We start from the raw sequence: 18,484 nt of genomic DNA, 5'->3' as shown, positions 1-18,484 counted from the left end.
GAGAATGGATCTAGGGACGATTCACTAAACTCTGCATATATTTTTTGGGTTTTTTGCCTATATGCTTTTCAAATATTTTACTGAAATGACCGAGGTTTTCGAAGCCCATTTGATAGCCGGCTTCGGTAACGGTCAGTTTTTCGTCGCGTATAAGCCGCGCGGCTTCTCTCATGCGCATGAGCTGATAGTAATCGTAGATGCCCATACCAAATATCTGTTTAAAGATTTTTCGAAGCTTTAGTTCGTTCATACCTGCTATCTGTTTTAATTCGGCAATGCTGCTTGACTCGCTTAAAGACGAAACAATTTTGTCCCTAACTTTATAAACCGCATCAATATCAAACTTACTGATTTTCTGCTCAGGCACCCTGCCACGCTTTTTTAAGCTTTCGAACAGGTAAAAGAGCAGTTCCATCGCTTTCATCTTGTAGTAGAAGCTTTTCATGCTAGACGGTTCGGTTTTTTTTACCAGTTCATTGATCGTCTGCAAGATATCATCGGTCATCAGTTCTTCGATCCAAAAATTGTTTGCACTGTCAAACACGAATTTAAATGTTGACTCTTCTTCCTGTAAAAATGTTTTCAGGTAAGCCGCGCTCACACTGATGGAAACATAAGACAGGCGTGTACCTTTTTTAAAATGTAATGTCTGGCCTATGTTGTATGGAAATATACGCACAAAGGGCGGCCCGGCCGTGTTTCGCGCTCTTGTCTTCGCATCTTTGCGCTCGATATCGTATTCAACTATATTGTAAAAAATAAATCCTATGCCGTCGCTGATGTCAGACTGGCTTGTCATACGGGTAAAATCATTTTTTACATCGAATGATCCAATATGCATAGCCATATCGGGCAGAAAGGTAACGCCTTTGAAAGAGACCACATCGAAATGCTGCAAGACATTTTTAAAAATTACACCCAGCTTATTGGCAAACCGGGTAGCGTCATTTTCGACAGGAGTGTCCATATGAGTTATTTTTTTCGAACATTAATAGTTTTTTTTCGAATATTTTACTTGTAAAGCTACAACTAAATTTGCGTTATTAATAAAGTTAACCCATTGAATATAGTGTAAGATGAAAAAAAGAGTATTGATTTCAGGTGCCAGTTTTGCAGGTTTAACATTAGCCTACTGGTTGAATAAATTTGGTTACTCCGTAACTATGGTGGAATTGGGGAAAGATCTCCGGACAGGTGGCTCACCTATTGATGTGCGTGGTGAGGCGTTGGACATTGCGCGTGAGATGGCTATTTTTGATCAGATCAAACAAAATGAATTTGTGCATACGGATGAAGTTGTGGATGCAAACGACCAAACGTTGGCGACTTTCTCCATAAATACCTTGTCTGAATATTTAGGCGATATTGAGATTCATCGCGGCGATCTGGTGAAGATCATGTATGAAATTATTCCCAAAAAGGATGTGAACATTGTTTTTGGCGACAGTATATCCGCAGTGGTTCAACACGATGACCGGGTAGATGTAGCGTTTGAAAAAGGAAGTCCGCAGTCTTACGATTTTGTCTTTGGCGCAGATGGAACCCATTCGATCGTGAGAAAGCTTGTTTTCGGACCGGAAGAGGATTTTAAGAAGTTTCTGGGCGTCTATTTCGCATTTGCGAATGTTGATCAAATTCAGACAGGAAGGCCCAAGTCTACTGGTATTGTCTACCGCGAACTTGGCAAACAGGCCGTCATCTACCAGTTTAAAGATGCTGCGACCGCAATACTTCTGTTTCGTGCGCCAAAGTTAACTTGGAATTACCGGGATCGCCAACAACCAAAGGAAATTTTAAATGACTACTTTGGGGAAAACGGGAATTGGAAAATTCCGCAAATAATGGAAGCCATGCTCCAAACCGATGAACTCTATTTTGATGAAGCCTGTCAGATCAAAATGCCCTCCTGGACCAAAGGGCGCGTTGCCCTGATAGGTGACGCAGCCTATGCGCCTAGCTTCTTTACAGGCATGGGGACAAGCTTGGCAATGCAGGGGGCAACCTTATTAGCTAAAGAACTGCAAGGCAATAGCGATTATCAAACTGCTTTTGCAAATTACAATGCGCGCTTCAGGCCGTTCGTAGAGAATATTCAGGCACGGGTTGAGCATTCATTAAAAATTCAGTTACCAGAAACGGAAGCGGAACTAGCGGCATCGATTACCGCATTGAGCAATTCATAGAAGACGAGTGCGACCGAAGTGAGTGTCAGTTTTCAAAGTACATTATCTACTGTGTATTGCTTTTGTTACATTTTGTTTGTTTTGTGTGTAAAAAATAATTTCAGTATTTATACGTTTTTTTTGCTTTTAAAACACTGTTGACGGGATTGTTTTGCGGTATTTAACAATTTATTAATTCGAAATTTTTTCAATTGGTATTTAGTTTGATGTAAATTAGAGACATACGGTCATGGAGAGACCGCAACATTTATTTTAAACTTAAAACCAAAAGTTATGGCTTTCAAAGCAAGACTTCAGTTTTCAGGCAACGAATATGACGTGCTGAATGCTGACTACTCCTTCACCCGCGACGTCGATTCAAAGGGACGTCCTTCATCTTCAGTTTATGGTGGTACAATCAATGTCGAAGTAGAATCTACAGAAGATACTTCCGTCATCGAAGCTATGGTCAACAACCAATACAAGCCTATTGCAGGTACATTGCTGATCAAAAAACCAGACGAAGATGCCAAAATGAAAGAAATCAGATTTGAAGATGGTTACATTATTCGCTACGAGGAAGGAATCAACATAGTAGGATCGCATGCAATGACCTACAAATTTGTGATTTCTGCGCGCTCCATCAGCATTGGTGAAGCGACAAGCGAACAAGACTGGCCAAAAGCGTAACTCTTATAAACATCCGTAGGTGTATTGATAAGGCACGCTTAGGTAAGTAAAATTAAATTTTAAACCATTAAAAATTACGATTATGTCATTTAAAACAAGATTAACATTAGGAAGTAAAGAATACGATGTGATCCAGTGCAGGTTTTCCCTGCACCGTGATGTGGACTCTAAAGGACGTCCGTCATCGTCTGTATATGGCGGTACAATTACGGTTGAGGTCGAATCGACCGAAGATACCTCGGTCATTGAAGCGATGGTAAACAATCAGTATAAAACTGTAAACGGCAAGATCACGTTTAAAAAGAGTGAGGAAGATGCGACTATGAAAGAACTCAAATTTCAGGACGCCTATATCATCCAATACAATGAAGGAATTTCGGTCACCAACGATAAACCCATGACACTATCCCTGGTACTGTCATCGCGGGTACTGGAAATGCAAAATGCATCACTGGAAAATGATTGGCCTAAGGCTTAAAAGCTGCAATAGACCATGAAATTTGGAAAGACGGTCTATCGCAGGAAAGACCGTCTTTTTTGTAAACTCTATGAACAGCTAATTTATGTATTTTGATAAGCCAAAATTATTGATTGAGATGCATATTGACGGAAAGGAAGTGTCGCATTTCCTTTCGTTCAATATTCGTCAGCGTTTTAATGCCCACCACGAGTTTGAACTCCGAATAGAGCACGGTAAACTCGGTATTCCGGGGTTGATTAATTTACAGGATAGCCGCGCTTATGTAGGGCGTACACTGGCGATTTCTTTTGGCTATGCGCAGGGAAACATGCAAAATTTTTCGGGCATCATTACCGAAGTCTCCTTGACGCAAAACCATGGTTACCAAGGGGTGTTGCAAATTAAAGGCTACAGTCCTACCATATTGATCGATCGTGGCAAAGACCTGGGGTCTTATTATGGAAAATCGCTCGGCGATATTGTCAAGCTGGCAACCCAGGATGTCGTACAGAACGATCTACATATGCATGTTAACCCGAGTCGATCTGAACCGATTGATTACCTGATCCAATACCGTGAAAGCGATTTTGAATTTCTCAACCGCCTATCTGCAGAGTACCTCGAATGGTTTTACTACGATGGTGAGCGCCTTCATTTTGGCAAACCATCGGACTTGCCCACTGGAAAGGTGACCTATGGACGTGAGGTGAGCCGGCTTGATTATGGTATACAGATCCGCCCTGTAAACCACCGCCGCTTTAGCTATTTGCCGCAGCATGACCAGTTGTTGGAAAGTACGAGCAACGTCAAATCGGATGGTCATCCGGATCAGGTTTTTGCCATGCAGCGGGCTTCCGAAACCTTTAGTAAAGTGTTTAGTCAACCCCTGGACATCCGTGTGGATACACAGGGTGAACTGCAGCGTATCGTGCAACATCAGGAAGAGGCCAATGTAGGGCAGCTGCTCCAGGTGTCGTGCGACAGTGATTCACCGGCTATCCGTCTTGGTGCGCAGATAGAAATTGAGACAAGCCTGCGTCAGGACCTGAGCTTTGTAACCGATACCCTCGGTAAATTCCTGATTACCGAAGTGGAACACCACTTTGATGATGTGGGCCGCTATACCAATCGGTTTAATGGCATTTTAGCGAGTACAGAACGTATACCGGTGCGCGAATATATACGGCCACAGCCAGATATGCAGATGGCAGATGTCGTGGACAACAACGACCCCAGTGGTCAGGGAAGGATACGGGTGCGTTTCAAGTGGCAGTGTGCCAATAATGACGAAACAGAATGGTTGCGCATCATCACCCCAAATGCAGGTACGGGTGACCGGGGTGTCAATAGGGGGTTCCTTTCGATACCCGAAATTGGTGATCACGTCATTGTGGCTTTTGAAGAGGGCAGCGTAGCACGGCCCGTGGTAATGGGGAGCTTATACAACCAGAGCACGGCCGATAGTACACCGCAGATTCAGAACCACCTTAAGAGCATCACTACGCGGTCGGGTCATCTGATCGAGTTTGACGATAGCCAGTCTACACAGGGTATTAAGATAACGGATATTAAAGGAAATATTGTTCATATCGATAGCCAGGGTAGCAATGTAACGATCACCGCACTGGAAAATATGACGTTGAACTGTAAGAATATGCAGATTAACGTCACTGAAAATATGGATGTGCAGGTAGGTAATGACCAAAGTACGGCTGTTGGCAACAATCAGACCGTATCTGTGTCTAAAGATATCGCAACTACTGCAGGCAATAACTATTCGCTCACCGCTACCGGAGATATTAGTGAAGATTCGGACAATCGTACCGAGATTGCCAGCAAAGATTTTAATCGACAATCCGAAACATCAAACGAGCTGGCATCGGAAATGACGATCTTTAGCAATAAGGAAAACATGACCTTGCAGAGCGGAAAAACAATTGAGATAAACAGTGTCGAGAAATCTAAACTTTTTTAGCACATGCGTAAAAGGAACGACATAGATAAGATCTTTTTACTCCTGTTCATGCTGATGAGTATTATTTCGAGTTGTCAGGAATTAAAAATGAGTGAAAAAAAATACATATGGAGTGGGGCACTTGTTGCGCCCAGAGAATACCCGGTGGAAATATATGATGGGGCTTTGATTAGTGAAGATTATACCTACCGTTTTGGTCCGATCTATGGAATTATACAGCAAGGCTGGAGCGTACAGTCTAAGGGGATGGGATCGCCGGATGAGCCTGTAGCGCTTCCGGACGAACTGCAGATGACCTGGTATGCTATTCAGGAGGAAAAATTCTATACTGGAAAATGGAAGCTGGATAAGCAGCAGCTTACCACCATCTGGGAAGAAGGAGCAGTAGACGTCCGCACACAAAAAAAAGATGACTTTAAGACCTTCATCGTTGGTCTCGCTCCTGAAGGTAGACTAGCTCTTTGGGCGGACGGGCAGCGGCAGGTATTGTTAGCCATGTTTCAGGCACATGACACCACCATAACACAAGAAACGGCACATGAGGATTTCGAACACTTCTTCAGGAAGGAATATCGCGACGCAGCCTATAAACCTCAAAAATTATATGGTGATGAACTGTATGCCACTTTGGAAGGCCAGGGTTGGCCAAAGCCACAGCTGTATATGGAGTACAATAAAAAATATGCATGGAAATTTGCTGTAGAGGGCATTAAAATAGGCCCTAAAGATTATTTTTTTTATCAGTGCTTCAATGGAGAAAGGGATATGCCTTTGAACACCGACAGTGCGAATACGAATCTGCCGAAAGCGATTCCGGAGCATGTATATGTAAAATGGGCAGATGGGGATAAAAAGTATGGGGTGGCTGACGTAAAATTTAAGTATGAGATCCTCAAAAAAGCATTTGAGGAATTTGAGCCGACAGAAAAGATCGACTTGCTGTTTGAGATAGATCCTTCTGCCAATGTATTGAATACCTATTTGCGCTCATCTTCCAAAAAGATAAAAATTGTGGGCTACGAACCGGCATTGGTCCGGGTCGATAATTAGATCGTATGGCAAACGTTGAATTTAAGGAATATAATCCACCGCCAAGGAATACGCCTAAGCAATACAGCGTGACGATTGATATATTTTTTGACGGCACAAAAAATAACAAAAACAATACGGATGCTCGCCGGACGGGGCATAGTTCCTTCGCCAAATATGGAAAGTCAGACGATGAGTCCAGCTACCAGAATGACTGGTCTAATGTAGCGCGGCTTTGGGAGAATTGTACCAATGCCAACCGGCTCTACATTGAGGGAATAGGAACCACCGACCGCCAAAAGGACTCGACTATGGGCTATGCATTTGGTTCGGGTTTTACGGGTATCCGTTTTAAGGTGCGTAAAGGATGTGAACAATCCGCTGATATCATTAAAAGAGAGTTTGAGGCAAATGCGGGTAAAGTGCTTCGGCAGATTATTTTTAATGTGTACGGCTTTAGCCGCGGTGCGGCGGCAGCCCGCAATTTTGTCTACGAGATCGGCAAGGCAGCCTATAAGGGCCGAAAGGTAGAGGCCGAGGGAATAACGGCTTATTACGACGGTGATAATATGCCTGCTCGCGAGGAAATGCCTGCAGGAGGGCACCTTGGCTATGCCTTGAAGCTTAAAGGGATTAATTTAAACCCTGCTCATGTGATTGTTAATTTCCTCGGCATTTTTGATACGGTTGCTTCCTATTCTGAGCTTCCGATACCGCGCTTTTCTAACGATATCGCAGAACTCAATCTCAATACGCTCGGAAAGGCACAACATGTGGTGCATTTTACGGCCCGCGATGAGATGCGGGAGAACTTCTCGCTTACGCGTACGCCGAAAGGAATTGAAAAGGATCTGCCAGGAGTGCACTCCGATATCGGTGGAAGCTACCTGAGTGGGCCAGAAATCAAACAGGAAATTGAGACGGCCATGTTAAGAGGTACATTGGAGCGACTGCGCGATAGATTGATTGCCGACGGTTGGTATAAGCCCGGTGAATTGACTATTACCGATGGCTGGTACTGGGCATTGCGGGGTGAGAAACGTATGGTTCACAAAGAATATAGCTTTATACCGCTACATTTTATGGGACAGTTTGGTAAAGACAACAGTGCAGCGTTGGACCGCGGCAAAATGGAGGCTAAATATTCGATCAGCGGACATGCGCTACTGCAGAGCACAAAGTCCAAATTGAGTGCTTATGTCTTTAACGGCGCAGCTTATCCGTACGGTGGCAAACAGTTAACAAGTGCTAATTTGAATGAACTAAAAGCCCTGCGTTATGGTTATTTTCATCGATCGGCGCGTAGAGAAGGTATCGGAATGGATCCAAATAACAACTGGCAACGGGTGGAGTTAAAATAGAAACGTTATATCATTTTTTGAAATCCGGGACAGGAGGTAATATGGCAATTTTAAAACAAGCAATGAATATTAAAATAAATGTGCAAGCAAAATATAACTTACAGGTTACTGGGAAGGTACAGAAGCTTGCTGATAAGCTCAATGCGGAAGCGCGTGAAGGAAATTTGATATTGGCGAGTAATAAAAGGGTGCATGGTCGTGGAAACAAGGAGGGCGAAATATGACAAAGAGATTCAGTTTGTTGGTTGATGATGATTCCCAGGGCGTTGGTTACCAATCGCCTTTGCTGGAAGCTAATAATGAGCAGAACAGTATTCCAATATTGAAGCAAATCAAATTCCAGCAACTGAACCTACAATGGCCGATCAATAGTTGGCGAAAATATGGCGTGCAAATAGATTTCTCGGAGGGAGATGAAAAAAACGAAATTAAATTTGAAACGGTAATTACGCGTTTGGATGACCATTCTACGGGCGATCGTGTTGTTGAGATCAACCGTTCTGAGGATATATGGATCAATGAGAAGGAACCCGATTTGGTGATGGACAAATTGGCACACGAAACCGGAAAGGTGATTTACCCACTTCAGCTAAGGGTGAACGCTCTTGGGGAAGCGATAGCTATAGAAAATCACCCAGCGATAGTTAAACGCTGGACAGAGACGAAAAAGAATCTATCGAGTTATTTTGAAGGTGAATTTTTTGACAAATATATTTTCAAAACTGAAGCTGTCTTATTCGATCTCGACCGTTTTACTTTTGCTGTGCTCTATCGGGACTGGTTTATGCAAAGCTATTTTCTTCCGATTTTTAAAAACTATGGCGAAGATAAAACGCGGCGGGATTATTTGAAATTTCCGTTGCCTGCAAGTTTCGCAAATCCGGGATTTTTTACCCAACAGACTATTGTCGGACACACAACCGATCAAGGAGCAATTGAGTTAATCCACCAGGGCGAGCTAAAAGAAGACGAAGGTTTAACAATTCAGAAATATAAAGGTAATTATGAAGCACTAATCAGATTGAACCCTTTTCACAATCATATAGTGGCTTACAAAGGGCAGTGGAACATTAGAGAGCATGATAAAGATATAGCTGTAGGAATAAAATATTTTGAATTGGACAATCCAGCTCTTTTTTCAAAAAATAATTGGACTATAGCAAATCAATCTCAGGCTGCGGAACCTGAAAAAGAAAGACAAGGGAGTTTTTTAAAGAAATTATTTGATTAACTATGGCAGAAAAACATGTAGTCGTACAGGGTGCCGAATGTATGTGTAAATTCGGTACCAGCCCTGATAAATTAAAAGTATTGAAGAATTCCAAGGAATTTGTAAACGATAAAAATGCCACAAAAAAGAGTATCGCGAGTACGGTAGATCTAGGTGCCACGTTTGAAAAGAACATGTTTGGATCTTGTTCCAAGCTGAATAACAAACCTTGCAATGCAGTGGTATCCGAATGGTCCAATTATTACCAAGATATTATTTTAAAAAATGGAGGAAAGATACTTTTGGAAGATTCCAAAGGGGCTTGCCCTATAGGTGGAAAAGACTGTATATCCATTGTGCAACATGGACAGAAGGCTGAACCGTCTGATGAGAACAAAAAAAATGCAAACGAGAATGTACAGAGCCAGTTAAATCCAATGGAGATACCTGATGAGCTTTCTACAACAAGTCAAGAAGAGGTTATTGATGCTTAATTCGTATTTATGGCAAAGAAAGGTGTAAAGAGAATTGATGTACTCCCCGGAACTCCGCTAATAAGCAAGAACAGTTCGGTCATTGTGATACCCGCCGCTACAGCTATCAAGTTTCAGGTAGCAGAATGGTTTCCGGGAACATCTGAAGCCGAAAAAAAAGGTGAAGTATTCTGGATCAGGCAATCGGAAAATAGAGGTGTGGATTATTTTAAGCAAAAGAAAAAATTCAACGACTATAGTTTATCAATTCCAAAGAGCTTGGCGGGGGGTACGCGGTTTTATTTGGAAGCGAGTTTAACCGGCTTTAAAGATAAGGAAATTACTGGGGTATTTGTTCGCGCTTACGCGCCCTATCGCGTGGTGAAATCCTATTGGAAGGAAAACACACCGAGCAACAATCTACAGATTCATAATGGCAATCCCACACAATTCAACCGTCCGCTACTGCTCAATCTTGTTATGGAAGGTGTCAATGATTATGAATGTATCGTGGAGATTTATAATTGTGAGGCAAACCTGTTTTCAGCCACCGATGATCAGCTCGTAGGTACCTACACACGAACTGTAAAAAATGGCGAGTTAAATCTGGAGATTGCTGCTTCGGAAACCATGCGATGGAAAACAAAAATGGGATTTAAGAAACCCAAAGAACGCTTTTACATTATGATCAGGGTTAAAGGGCAGAAGGGATATATTAAAGATACCACACCTAAAGAAGATATACGGCATGCAGTACATCTGTATATTCTCAACCAGGTCGGCGTTTGGCTAGAACCCGTGATGCCAAAGACCAATAAAGTTGTCACAGTAAATGAGAATGAAGCCAAGCCGCAGAAGAATGACCACTGTAAATTTCAGACAATCAGTGTTCATGATCGCGAAAAGGTGACGATTTTATTTAACGAGAAAGACCCGAAGACTTTCGCTGTAGCGGAAAAGAATTATCGCTTTTCATTTGATCTTTTTTACGGCACGGATCAGTATGAAGTGCCGCAGGAGTCAAAAGCTATATTGAATAATATTGTAAAATTCTTAAAAAATAATCCCCAGATATCTGCGAAGGTTGAGTCCTTTGCAGATATACGTAATACCCATGAATATAATCAAAACTTAACCGATAAGCGTGCTAACCGCATCTTGAGCTACCTGTATACCAATGGAGTAAGCAATCGTTTGACAGTAGGTTCGTATGGTGAATCAAAAGCCAAACAGTTCCAGTATTTGACGAATGAAGACCGCCCGATACATAAAATTAACCGTAAGACGGCGATTTCCTTTGATCTGAAAAATCTCAAACGTATTTTTTATAATACTATTCTCCCTAATATGGAGCAGCAGACCGATCTGTCTATTTATATAAAAGGCTTCGATACGGCGGGATGCTTATTTAAGGGCGATAAAAAGCATGATAAGAATAAAGCCAAATACCTTGAATTAGTCAACGTCAATCAAAGCCGCGAAGCGGTTAAGGATATCAGTATTTCAGGTGAAAAGCTGAATATAAAAGTGTTTTCGTTTGAAGCAGGTATGTTTCCTACTCAGATCGCATTGACTCCAAATCGGTATGAATTACGCATCAATTCCTGTGCTTATTTTCCAGACAAATCGCAGACTACTGTTGTCGTAAATGCATTTACGGACGCGGTATGGATTATACACGCAGTATATGATTATACCGGGAAATATCCTTTGAACTGCCGCGGGACTGCAGTGGATACGCCGATTGTTATTGGTGTAGCGGGGTTGATGGAAAAGGCACAGCCGTATATCGATCTCTATCTTAAGGTGCTGGCGTATTTTCCAATGATGGGACCCCTGCATGGTGAACTTTTGAAATTGGTGATCGAGTACTTTAAGTCCGAGGCTGAGATGTACGGTTTAGGCTATGGAAAAAAATGGAATTTTAGCGGAGGTAAATTTGGGAAAGAAGAAAGCTATGCGCAAGGTAATCAGGATCTGGTTGAAAAAGGGATATTGACGCTCACCATTTTGGTTATGATTGTCGAAATAATTATAGCGGTATTGACAATGGGAGAATCTGCAGCGACAAAACTTCCAAAGCTTAAAAAATTGGCTAAGGGAATTAAGAAGGTGCAAGATGCCGGAAAGAAAGTCACCGACCTCGGATTTGATTTTATATTTCCGAAAGTTGCATTTACCTATGGCTCATACCTCGAAAAAGTGAACAAAATTGTTCATTTTGTCACACAATTTAATATCAAAGCAGACCCTGTGATCGGAATAAAGTTTGCTAAGAAATTGGAATTAAAAGATTTATTGGCAAACTCCTTTATACAAAATGATAAAGATCTAGCCGATTCTTTAGAAAAAGAAAAAATAAATCGCGATGATTTGTTAAAAGATAATTTGAAAAAAACTGCTCGAAATAAATTAGCTGGTAAACTAACGGATGGTATAGGTGAAGGATTTCAGACATTATTAGATGAAGCAGGTGTAGACGCTAAAATCAGTATTTTCTTTTCAGGAGAAATTAAACAGGAATACCAGCTAAAAGTGTCCGCACCTGCTAGCTACGAGCAATATGATGGCAAGGTCGAGGTGAAAAATCAGCTCGTTTCTGGTTTTAATAACAGTGCCGGTAAGTCGATCGGTGAATCTTCCATTAAAATGAAAGGCGAATTAGAAGCAAAAGGTAGAGTTTACTTGGTCGGCTGCGTACCTATAGATCCTTTTTCTGCCCAGCGTTATTTTGGGAATTTCGCTACCCGTATCGATGCTTTTCTTTCTGCAAGTATGGAATCTCATTTTAATCATACACGCACTTGGAGTGCAGGCGATCGCGAGGGGCTTTATTACCAAGATACGATTTATTTTTCGGGTATTAAAGGCAGTGTGCAGTTGGGTGTGGATTCCAATCGTGGAGATGATGACACATGGGATGTTGCCAATAAAAAGGCTAATCTCATCAATACTGAATTTAATTTGTTTGGTGAACACACATTTAAAATGCCAAAAATTCAATTTTTATAACATGAAGAACTTGTTTATATTAATCCTCCTTGTGACTTTGTCATGCCAAAATAAAGTTAATAATATGATTACAGCACCCATAACCGAATCCAATCCAACGGTGATTACGGCTGATAATGCCCTGTCCGTAAAAGAAAAATTGATTAAACATTTTCCGAAAGAACCTTTATACTATGTCTACATGGATCATGAGCAGTGTTTTTTCGAGATATTGGTCAATGATATTCCGGCATTTCGTTATTTTCAGGATGGTGGGATTATGTCTCCTGTGATTTTAAACAATTATATCGCTAAATCGGGCAAGCAGAAAATCACTTATCGCCTTTACCCACAGACGTCACGCGAAAATGGGGAAGGATTTGAGACTTTAACACCTTATACCCGATTTAATTTAACACTTTATTCTCGGGATAACGCAGATACCCTGACGAGTTTTGATAAACGGATGAAAATATTGGAACAGCCCAATCTAAAAAAGGATGACGGCAAAACTTTTATTGGAGCAGGTTTACCATTTTACGAATACACCTTAGAATTTGATGCCAACGTACCGTACGAACAATCGCCATCGCTCGAAACAGCTGTTGACTTAAAATCTATGGATAAAGAACTATTGGAAAAGAAGACAGTGGAGGCCTACCGCTATTTGGGAAAATTAATAAGCGATAAAAACAAGGATCAGTACTTTTCACTGGTGTTCAATAGTGATATGCGACAATTACAGTCAGAGTACTATACATCCGAGCATTTGAAAGAAAATGGTAATGATGATTTATTTTATTTTAATACTCCATCTTTTAAGATCGAGCCATTAGCGGATTATGCGATGAAAATCTATGGAAATGGAAAGCTTGTATGTTTGGAGCATACTTCAATGGATACAAGACTTCAGGGAAGGTCTTCCATCTGGGGAAAATATAATGCGGAAGAGGGTGGGGTACGTGTGCGCTTTCTGCGGATATTACTTTACCTACCGAAAGGAAAAGATACATTTGAAATTTGGTAAAGAAAATAGGTAGGCATAATGGTTATGATAATGAATCACAATAATGCAACTATGAAAATAAATTTATTAATGCTATTATGTGTTATTGGTGTTACATCATGTAATTCTCAAAACAGAAATGATTTATTGTCCATGCATTTTGATCAACCTATAACTGTATTGATCGGCGAACATAAATTAGAACAGTTTCAAGATCCGAATTATGGGATTTATACCTATAAAACAGATCAATTGGATGGTTTTAAAATTGCAGACATAGATCTTTCAACCTATAAATATCCAAATGGGCCAGTAGCAGATTTTAATAGAATACAAATATATGTAGACAGTCGGACGTCCAAGAAATACTTAGGCTTCAGGTATACAACAGTAAGACAGGATGAGATTCAGGAATTGATTGCCTCTCTTAAAAAAAATTATCCTGAATTTGAACAAAGAAAAGATTCTGCAGGTGACGTTTATCTGTGGGACTTAAAGTCACTGAATGCCTGGTTGTTTTACTATCCGAATCATTCTGTTGATGGTAATGGTAAAGATTTCCTGAATTCAAATTTCCTGTATGTGAAGAAAGGAACTCGTCTGGACGACTCAAAAGACAGTTCAATCCCTACGATTTGGCAACAGATAGATGGCTTATATCCTAAAGATTAGAAGGTATGCAAAAATCATATTACAACTTGGATTTTGGAGCGACGATGTGCGAATTTCAAAATAAGGTAAATAATTTTGCGGTTTTTATGTTGAATATTGACGGTATTGTTGCATCTGAAATACCGCTAAATGGTGGGAGATTTGGAAGCGGAGAACAGCAGCTTGAAATAAGGGCGTTACCATTAGATGGTGAGCAAACGCTCCATCCACAGGCGAATTTTCATTATCAGGTAAAGGCTGTTGACGTCAATACCGCAAATTGGAATTGATTCAATCAAAGCTGATATTGAAGCTGGATTTAAGATGATGGAACTGGATCAAAATTGTATCTTGGAAATAGCTGCTAATGGCCGCTTGTGCGGTTTGGTACGTCTAGATGGTAACTCCGCCATGGTTTTGGAAAATAAAAAAACATAGGAAGAACTTATCATTGACCTCTGGCTCTGTGAAAATACGAATAAAACGTTGAGTATTTTTTAGTCGTCAATTTTTGGTAGTTTAAAATTATGGGTAAAAATTATTATAGCACTAATTTCAGTTTTTCTATGTTGCTTACCATCATGCTGGAAATATCTTGTGTCGGTACTGGTGAGAAAATTGCCCACCCACCAATTACAGAATCAAATCCGACGACTGTTTCGGTGGGTAATGCCCTGTCCGTCAAAGAAAAGATGATCAAGCATTTTCCGATACAGCCTTTATACTACATTTACATCGATCACGAGCAGTGTTTTTTCGAGATCCTTGTGAATGATATCCCAGCATTTCAATATTTTCAGGATGGTGGTATTATGTCGCCCATAACTTTGAATAATTATATAGCTAAATCCGGAAAACAGAAAATAACTTATCGTCTCTACCCGCAGACGGAACGTGAACATGGCGAAGGGTTTCAACAATTGACACCGTTTACCCGATTTAATTTGACACTTTTCTCGAGAGATAATAGGGATACAGTTGCTGGTTTTGATCACCAAGTTCAGTTGATAGACCATGCTAATTTAAAAAAAGAAGATGGTAAAACCTTTATAGGAGCAGGTTTACCATACTATGAGTATACAGTTACTTTCGATGCTTCAGTACCGTATGAAGTCCCTGCGCTAGCTAACGCAACGGATTTAAGCAAATTATCGAAAGATGTGCTTGAAGAGAAAACACTTGAAGCTTATAACTATTTTAGGGATTTGATAGCAAATAAAAATAAAGATGTCTATAGTGCACTAGTTTTTAATAGTGATGTGAGGCAGATTGTAAGCTTATATCAGGATGAAAATGATGTCCGTGAAGGTGGGAATGAAGATATGTTTTATTTTGACAACCCTACTTTTAAAGTCGAGCCTATAAAGGATTTTACCTTAAAACTTTATGGAGATGGGAAGCTCGTTTGCCTGGAGCATAGTTCATTGGACTTACGCCTCCGGGGTGGTTCTGCGATTTGGGGTAAGTATAAAGGAGATACAGGTGGTACCTTTGCGCGTTTTTTAAGGCTGTATTTATACATCCCGAAAGGAAAAGACTCCTTTGAAATTTGGTAAAGAAAAATAGGGAGACGTAATGGATATGTTAAGGGAAGGATTAAAATTAGGTGATGTAATCTTTTCGACCTATAAATATCTAAAAATTTTCGACTGCAGAGTCTTTAATCACGGTGCTAAAAAAGGATAATTGATGGAAAATTATAATAATAAACGATGAAACAACTAAAGTTTATAGGTGCATTATTTCTCGTGTTAGTGCTAACGTTATCGTGTAAACCTTCGAGCAACCAATCGAAAGGAGTTCTAGACACCACGAATAAAACTAACGTTAGTATACCCGAAAGAACAGATTTGAAAGTAGTAGATCTAATTGATATAAAATTGTTAGAGCCGTTTGAAGATATTAAAAATTCAGATGGTTCCACGCTGAAATCAAATGGGAAGAAATATGAAACCATGAGTGGGTTACAAGCGGTTGGGTACAATGCAAATGCTGTTTTCACATTCGATAATGTAATTTTGAGTTCGTCAGAACATCCAACTGAAATAATTTTTCATTTTGAAAAAGGCTCTGCTGTCTTGAAATTCGTTGAAGTCAAAATTAGTGATGAAAAGATTGGGAAATCTTTATTGGTAGCATTAAATCGTAGTTTCGGAAAACCAAGTTTTGAACAGAATACAGACAAGGACAATGGAATGGGGGTTGACGAAAATGGAAACGCAATCTCTAGCGCTAATTATCCCAAGCAAAACTTTATGGTTTGGGAAAAGAGCGACAATAAAAAAAGTTATTTTGTTTTACAGCACAGCGACGGTGGAGCGAAAGTGACGGAACTGACTATTTTAGATCCAGATGAAAAATTTGCAAAACAATTTATAAGTGTGCGATCCTTTGATTGGTATAATAACCATTATTAATGCAAATATAGCGATAGCAAATACTAAACTAATTTGATTTTACGAATACACTTTATAATTTGATGCCAACGTACCCTACGAACAATCGCCATCGCTCGAAACAGCTGTTGACTTAAAATCTATGGATAAAGAACTATTGGAAAAGAAGACAGTGGAGGCCTACCGCTATTTGGCAAAATTAATAAGCGATAAAAACAAGGATCAGTACTTTTCACTGGTGTTCAATAGTGATATGCGGCAATTACAGTCAGCGTACTATACATCCGAGCATTTGAAAGAAAATGGTAATGATGATTTATTCTATTTTAATACTCCATCTTTTAAGATTGAGCCATTAGCGGATTATGCGATGAAAATCTATGGAAATGGAAAGCTGGTATGTTTGGAGCATACCTCAATGGATACAAGACTTCAGGGAAGGTCTTCCATCTGGGGAAAATATAATTCCGAAGGGGGTGGGGTACGTGTGCGCTTTCTGCGAATACTACTTTATCTACCGAAAGGAAAAGATACATTTGAAATTTGGTAAAGAAAATAGGTAGGCGTAACCCTTTTAAAACACTTTACTAAGGAGGCAATGAAAACTAGTAAGGCAGTTAATACGTTATCTAATTAATATAAACTTAATATTGAATTAAGAGGAATTGCCTGTCAAAGAGTTATAAATATAGCTGATAGCAAATGTAAAATCTTATTATAAATAGATTGTTGAAAATGAGTGTTTTATTGCGCATTTTTTTCATTAGCTCATATAGAATGCGTACAGCGACACGCTTGATGAAACGAAAGTAAACCCTAGCGCTGTCACGATAATCCGATTACCCCCTATAGTTTAAAGATTTGTGGCCTGTTTTTTGCTTTTTATGATCAGGGGTAATTTAACTATCGTGCTAGTTTGAATATTCCTTTGGAAAAGATGGTCTTATCATTAAGATTATCTTATGCTCGTATAGTTTTAGTAATTATCAAAATTGTGAAGTAATGTGATTTTAGAATAAATTGTGATTCATGAAGCCTATAAACCAAAAAGAGATAAATGCGGCATACCGCAAATTTATCATTTCATTCACCTTCCTACTGCTGATAGCATTATCCAGCTTATTTCTCTATTTAAAAGCTTCTGAAAAAGAATATGTGATCTTAAAAGAGCAATATGAAGAAGTGGAAAATTTAATGAACGCCCGCACGGATATCAATAGACAATTTGCGCAGATCAATCAATATTTCAGAGATATTGGTCAAGGTGATGCCGATATGTCTGCCGTAGCACGAAAGCGGGTGCTCCAAAATGAAATTGCAAAAGGATCGGGACATATCGGAAGGGTCATCGATGGCCTGAAAGTGGATAGCAGCAGAGCAAGCCTAAAGCTTTATCGCAGATTGAATAAAGATATCCTATTGGTATCGCGCCTACAGGATTCTTTATTTTCCACTAAAAACGTCATTGAAAGCAAACGAATGCAGCTTCAAAGTTGTATTACCATGAATAATCAGATTAACAAAGTTGTAAACCAAGGTTCTATAGTAGGAAGATAAGGTATGATTAAACTAAGCTTAGTCGAACGACGTGAACATTTTTTGCTGCTGCTGGCCGCGTTTGTATTGGCAATGACACTATTAGGATACGTTTTATTTTACAGCGACGGTCCGCGATTTGCCATCTCTAAAGAAGATCTTGCCCTCCGTATACGTGACGATCAAAAGTTTGAGGAATCAGCTAATTTGGCTTTAAAATATGTTGATAGCGCTTCGGCGCAGATCAAAAGATTTGATCCGACCGTACAGGCCGTTTTTATTGAAAATGATATTAAAAAGACCTTCTCGGACATTAATGCTTTGTACGCACAAAATAGCTTCGATAGTCGATATAGTATTTTTGCACAAGGGGCATTGTTTTACGAGAATTATTACGTCGATAGGCGGGAGTTGAAAGGTAATCTCAATGATATCGAGCGCATTTCCAAAAATCTCGACGACTGCATTGTGAACCGGAAACAATTGCAGCAAACGATCAATATGATGAATTCACGCTAATTGCAAATTTTGAAAGTCATTTTTT

General features: G+C 40.0%; 19 protein-coding genes. 18 read left to right on the top strand and 1 reads right to left on the bottom strand.

Features of this window, described 5'->3' with window-relative positions:
• Nucleotides 1-10: 10 nt before the first annotated feature.
• Entirely contained in the window at nucleotides 11-967 is a 957-nt protein-coding gene (locus tag QE382_RS15285) for a helix-turn-helix domain-containing protein (RefSeq protein ID WP_307186655.1), read from the bottom strand.
• A gap of 109 nt (nucleotides 968-1,076) precedes the next feature.
• On the opposite strand from QE382_RS15285, the gene QE382_RS15280 reads away from it, so the two are divergent.
• The 18 genes from QE382_RS15280 to tssO all read left to right on the top strand — a co-directional run bounded on the left by QE382_RS15280 (nucleotide 1,077) and on the right by tssO (nucleotide 18,459).
• A complete protein-coding gene (locus QE382_RS15280; protein WP_209579759.1) occupies nucleotides 1,077-2,183 on the top strand; it encodes an FAD-dependent monooxygenase in 1,107 nt (368 codons plus the stop codon).
• A 273-nt stretch (nucleotides 2,184-2,456) separates the two neighbouring features.
• Entirely contained in the window at nucleotides 2,457-2,852 is a 396-nt protein-coding gene (gene tssD, locus QE382_RS15275) for a type VI secretion system tube protein TssD (protein WP_120257239.1), read from the top strand.
• An 82-nt stretch (nucleotides 2,853-2,934) separates the two neighbouring features.
• Nucleotides 2,935-3,330 carry a type VI secretion system tube protein TssD gene (gene tssD, locus QE382_RS15270; protein ID WP_209579760.1) on the top strand — a complete coding sequence of 132 codons (396 nt, stop codon included), beginning with the start codon at nucleotides 2,935-2,937 and terminating at the stop codon, nucleotides 3,328-3,330.
• An 85-nt stretch (nucleotides 3,331-3,415) separates the two neighbouring features.
• Nucleotides 3,416-5,287, top strand: coding sequence for a type VI secretion system Vgr family protein (locus tag QE382_RS15265; protein WP_293880476.1), 1,872 nt, complete (start codon nucleotides 3,416-3,418; stop codon nucleotides 5,285-5,287).
• A gap of 87 nt (nucleotides 5,288-5,374) precedes the next feature.
• Nucleotides 5,375-6,337, top strand: a complete 963-nt coding sequence (locus QE382_RS15260; RefSeq protein WP_307186654.1) for a DUF2931 family protein — start codon at nucleotides 5,375-5,377, stop codon at nucleotides 6,335-6,337.
• A 5-nt stretch (nucleotides 6,338-6,342) separates the two neighbouring features.
• A complete protein-coding gene (locus QE382_RS15255) occupies nucleotides 6,343-7,677 on the top strand; it encodes a T6SS phospholipase effector Tle1-like catalytic domain-containing protein (protein ID WP_307186653.1) in 1,335 nt (444 codons plus the stop codon).
• Between the two features lie 62 nt (nucleotides 7,678-7,739).
• On the top strand, nucleotides 7,740-7,901 hold the full coding sequence (locus tag QE382_RS15250) for a hypothetical protein (protein ID WP_307186652.1): 162 nt from the start codon (nucleotides 7,740-7,742) through the stop codon (nucleotides 7,899-7,901).
• Complete coding sequence (locus tag QE382_RS15245) at nucleotides 7,898-8,908, top strand: hypothetical protein (RefSeq protein ID WP_293880468.1); 1,011 nt, start codon at nucleotides 7,898-7,900, stop codon at nucleotides 8,906-8,908. Before QE382_RS15250 ends, QE382_RS15245 begins: the two co-directional genes overlap by 4 nt.
• 2 nt (nucleotides 8,909-8,910) lie before the next feature.
• On the top strand, nucleotides 8,911-9,381 hold the full coding sequence (locus tag QE382_RS15240) for a DUF4280 domain-containing protein (protein WP_293880466.1): 471 nt from the start codon (nucleotides 8,911-8,913) through the stop codon (nucleotides 9,379-9,381).
• 9 nt (nucleotides 9,382-9,390) lie between these two features.
• The gene (locus QE382_RS15235) at nucleotides 9,391-12,372 is read left to right on the top strand and encodes an OmpA family protein (protein ID WP_307186651.1); all 2,982 of its coding nucleotides are present in this window, start codon (nucleotides 9,391-9,393) and stop codon (nucleotides 12,370-12,372) included.
• A gap of 64 nt (nucleotides 12,373-12,436) precedes the next feature.
• Nucleotides 12,437-13,378, top strand: a complete 942-nt coding sequence (locus tag QE382_RS15230) for a hypothetical protein (RefSeq protein WP_307186650.1) — start codon at nucleotides 12,437-12,439, stop codon at nucleotides 13,376-13,378.
• Between the two features lie 51 nt (nucleotides 13,379-13,429).
• Nucleotides 13,430-14,029: an SH2 domain-containing protein gene (locus QE382_RS15225; protein WP_293952511.1), complete on the top strand. Its 600-nt coding sequence runs from the start codon at nucleotides 13,430-13,432 to the stop codon at nucleotides 14,027-14,029.
• A gap of 5 nt (nucleotides 14,030-14,034) precedes the next feature.
• Nucleotides 14,035-14,298 carry a hypothetical protein gene (locus QE382_RS15220; protein ID WP_307186649.1) on the top strand — a complete coding sequence of 88 codons (264 nt, stop codon included), beginning with the start codon at nucleotides 14,035-14,037 and terminating at the stop codon, nucleotides 14,296-14,298.
• A gap of 237 nt (nucleotides 14,299-14,535) precedes the next feature.
• Nucleotides 14,536-15,564 (top strand): hypothetical protein, encoded by a 1,029-nt coding sequence (locus tag QE382_RS15215; protein WP_307186648.1) that lies wholly within the window; start codon nucleotides 14,536-14,538, stop codon nucleotides 15,562-15,564.
• Nucleotides 15,565-15,720: 156 nt separating this feature from the next.
• Nucleotides 15,721-16,425 carry a hypothetical protein gene (locus QE382_RS15210; protein ID WP_293880454.1) on the top strand — a complete coding sequence of 235 codons (705 nt, stop codon included), beginning with the start codon at nucleotides 15,721-15,723 and terminating at the stop codon, nucleotides 16,423-16,425.
• A 121-nt stretch (nucleotides 16,426-16,546) separates the two neighbouring features.
• Nucleotides 16,547-16,954, top strand: coding sequence for a hypothetical protein (locus QE382_RS15205; protein WP_307186647.1), 408 nt, complete (start codon nucleotides 16,547-16,549; stop codon nucleotides 16,952-16,954).
• A gap of 479 nt (nucleotides 16,955-17,433) precedes the next feature.
• Complete coding sequence (locus QE382_RS15200; protein ID WP_293880450.1) at nucleotides 17,434-17,961, top strand: hypothetical protein; 528 nt, start codon at nucleotides 17,434-17,436, stop codon at nucleotides 17,959-17,961.
• Nucleotides 17,962-17,964: 3 nt separating this feature from the next.
• Nucleotides 17,965-18,459 (top strand): type VI secretion system TssO, encoded by a 495-nt coding sequence (tssO, locus tag QE382_RS15195; RefSeq protein WP_209579778.1) that lies wholly within the window; start codon nucleotides 17,965-17,967, stop codon nucleotides 18,457-18,459.
• Nucleotides 18,460-18,484: the final 25 nt, after the last annotated feature.

The sequence above is a fragment of the Sphingobacterium zeae genome, from assembly GCF_030818895.1.
In the GTDB taxonomy this organism is placed as follows: Bacteria; Bacteroidota; Bacteroidia; order Sphingobacteriales; family Sphingobacteriaceae; genus Sphingobacterium; species Sphingobacterium zeae.
Note: the sequence above shows the minus strand (reverse complement) of the source record. Positions and strands in the feature narration are given on the sequence as shown.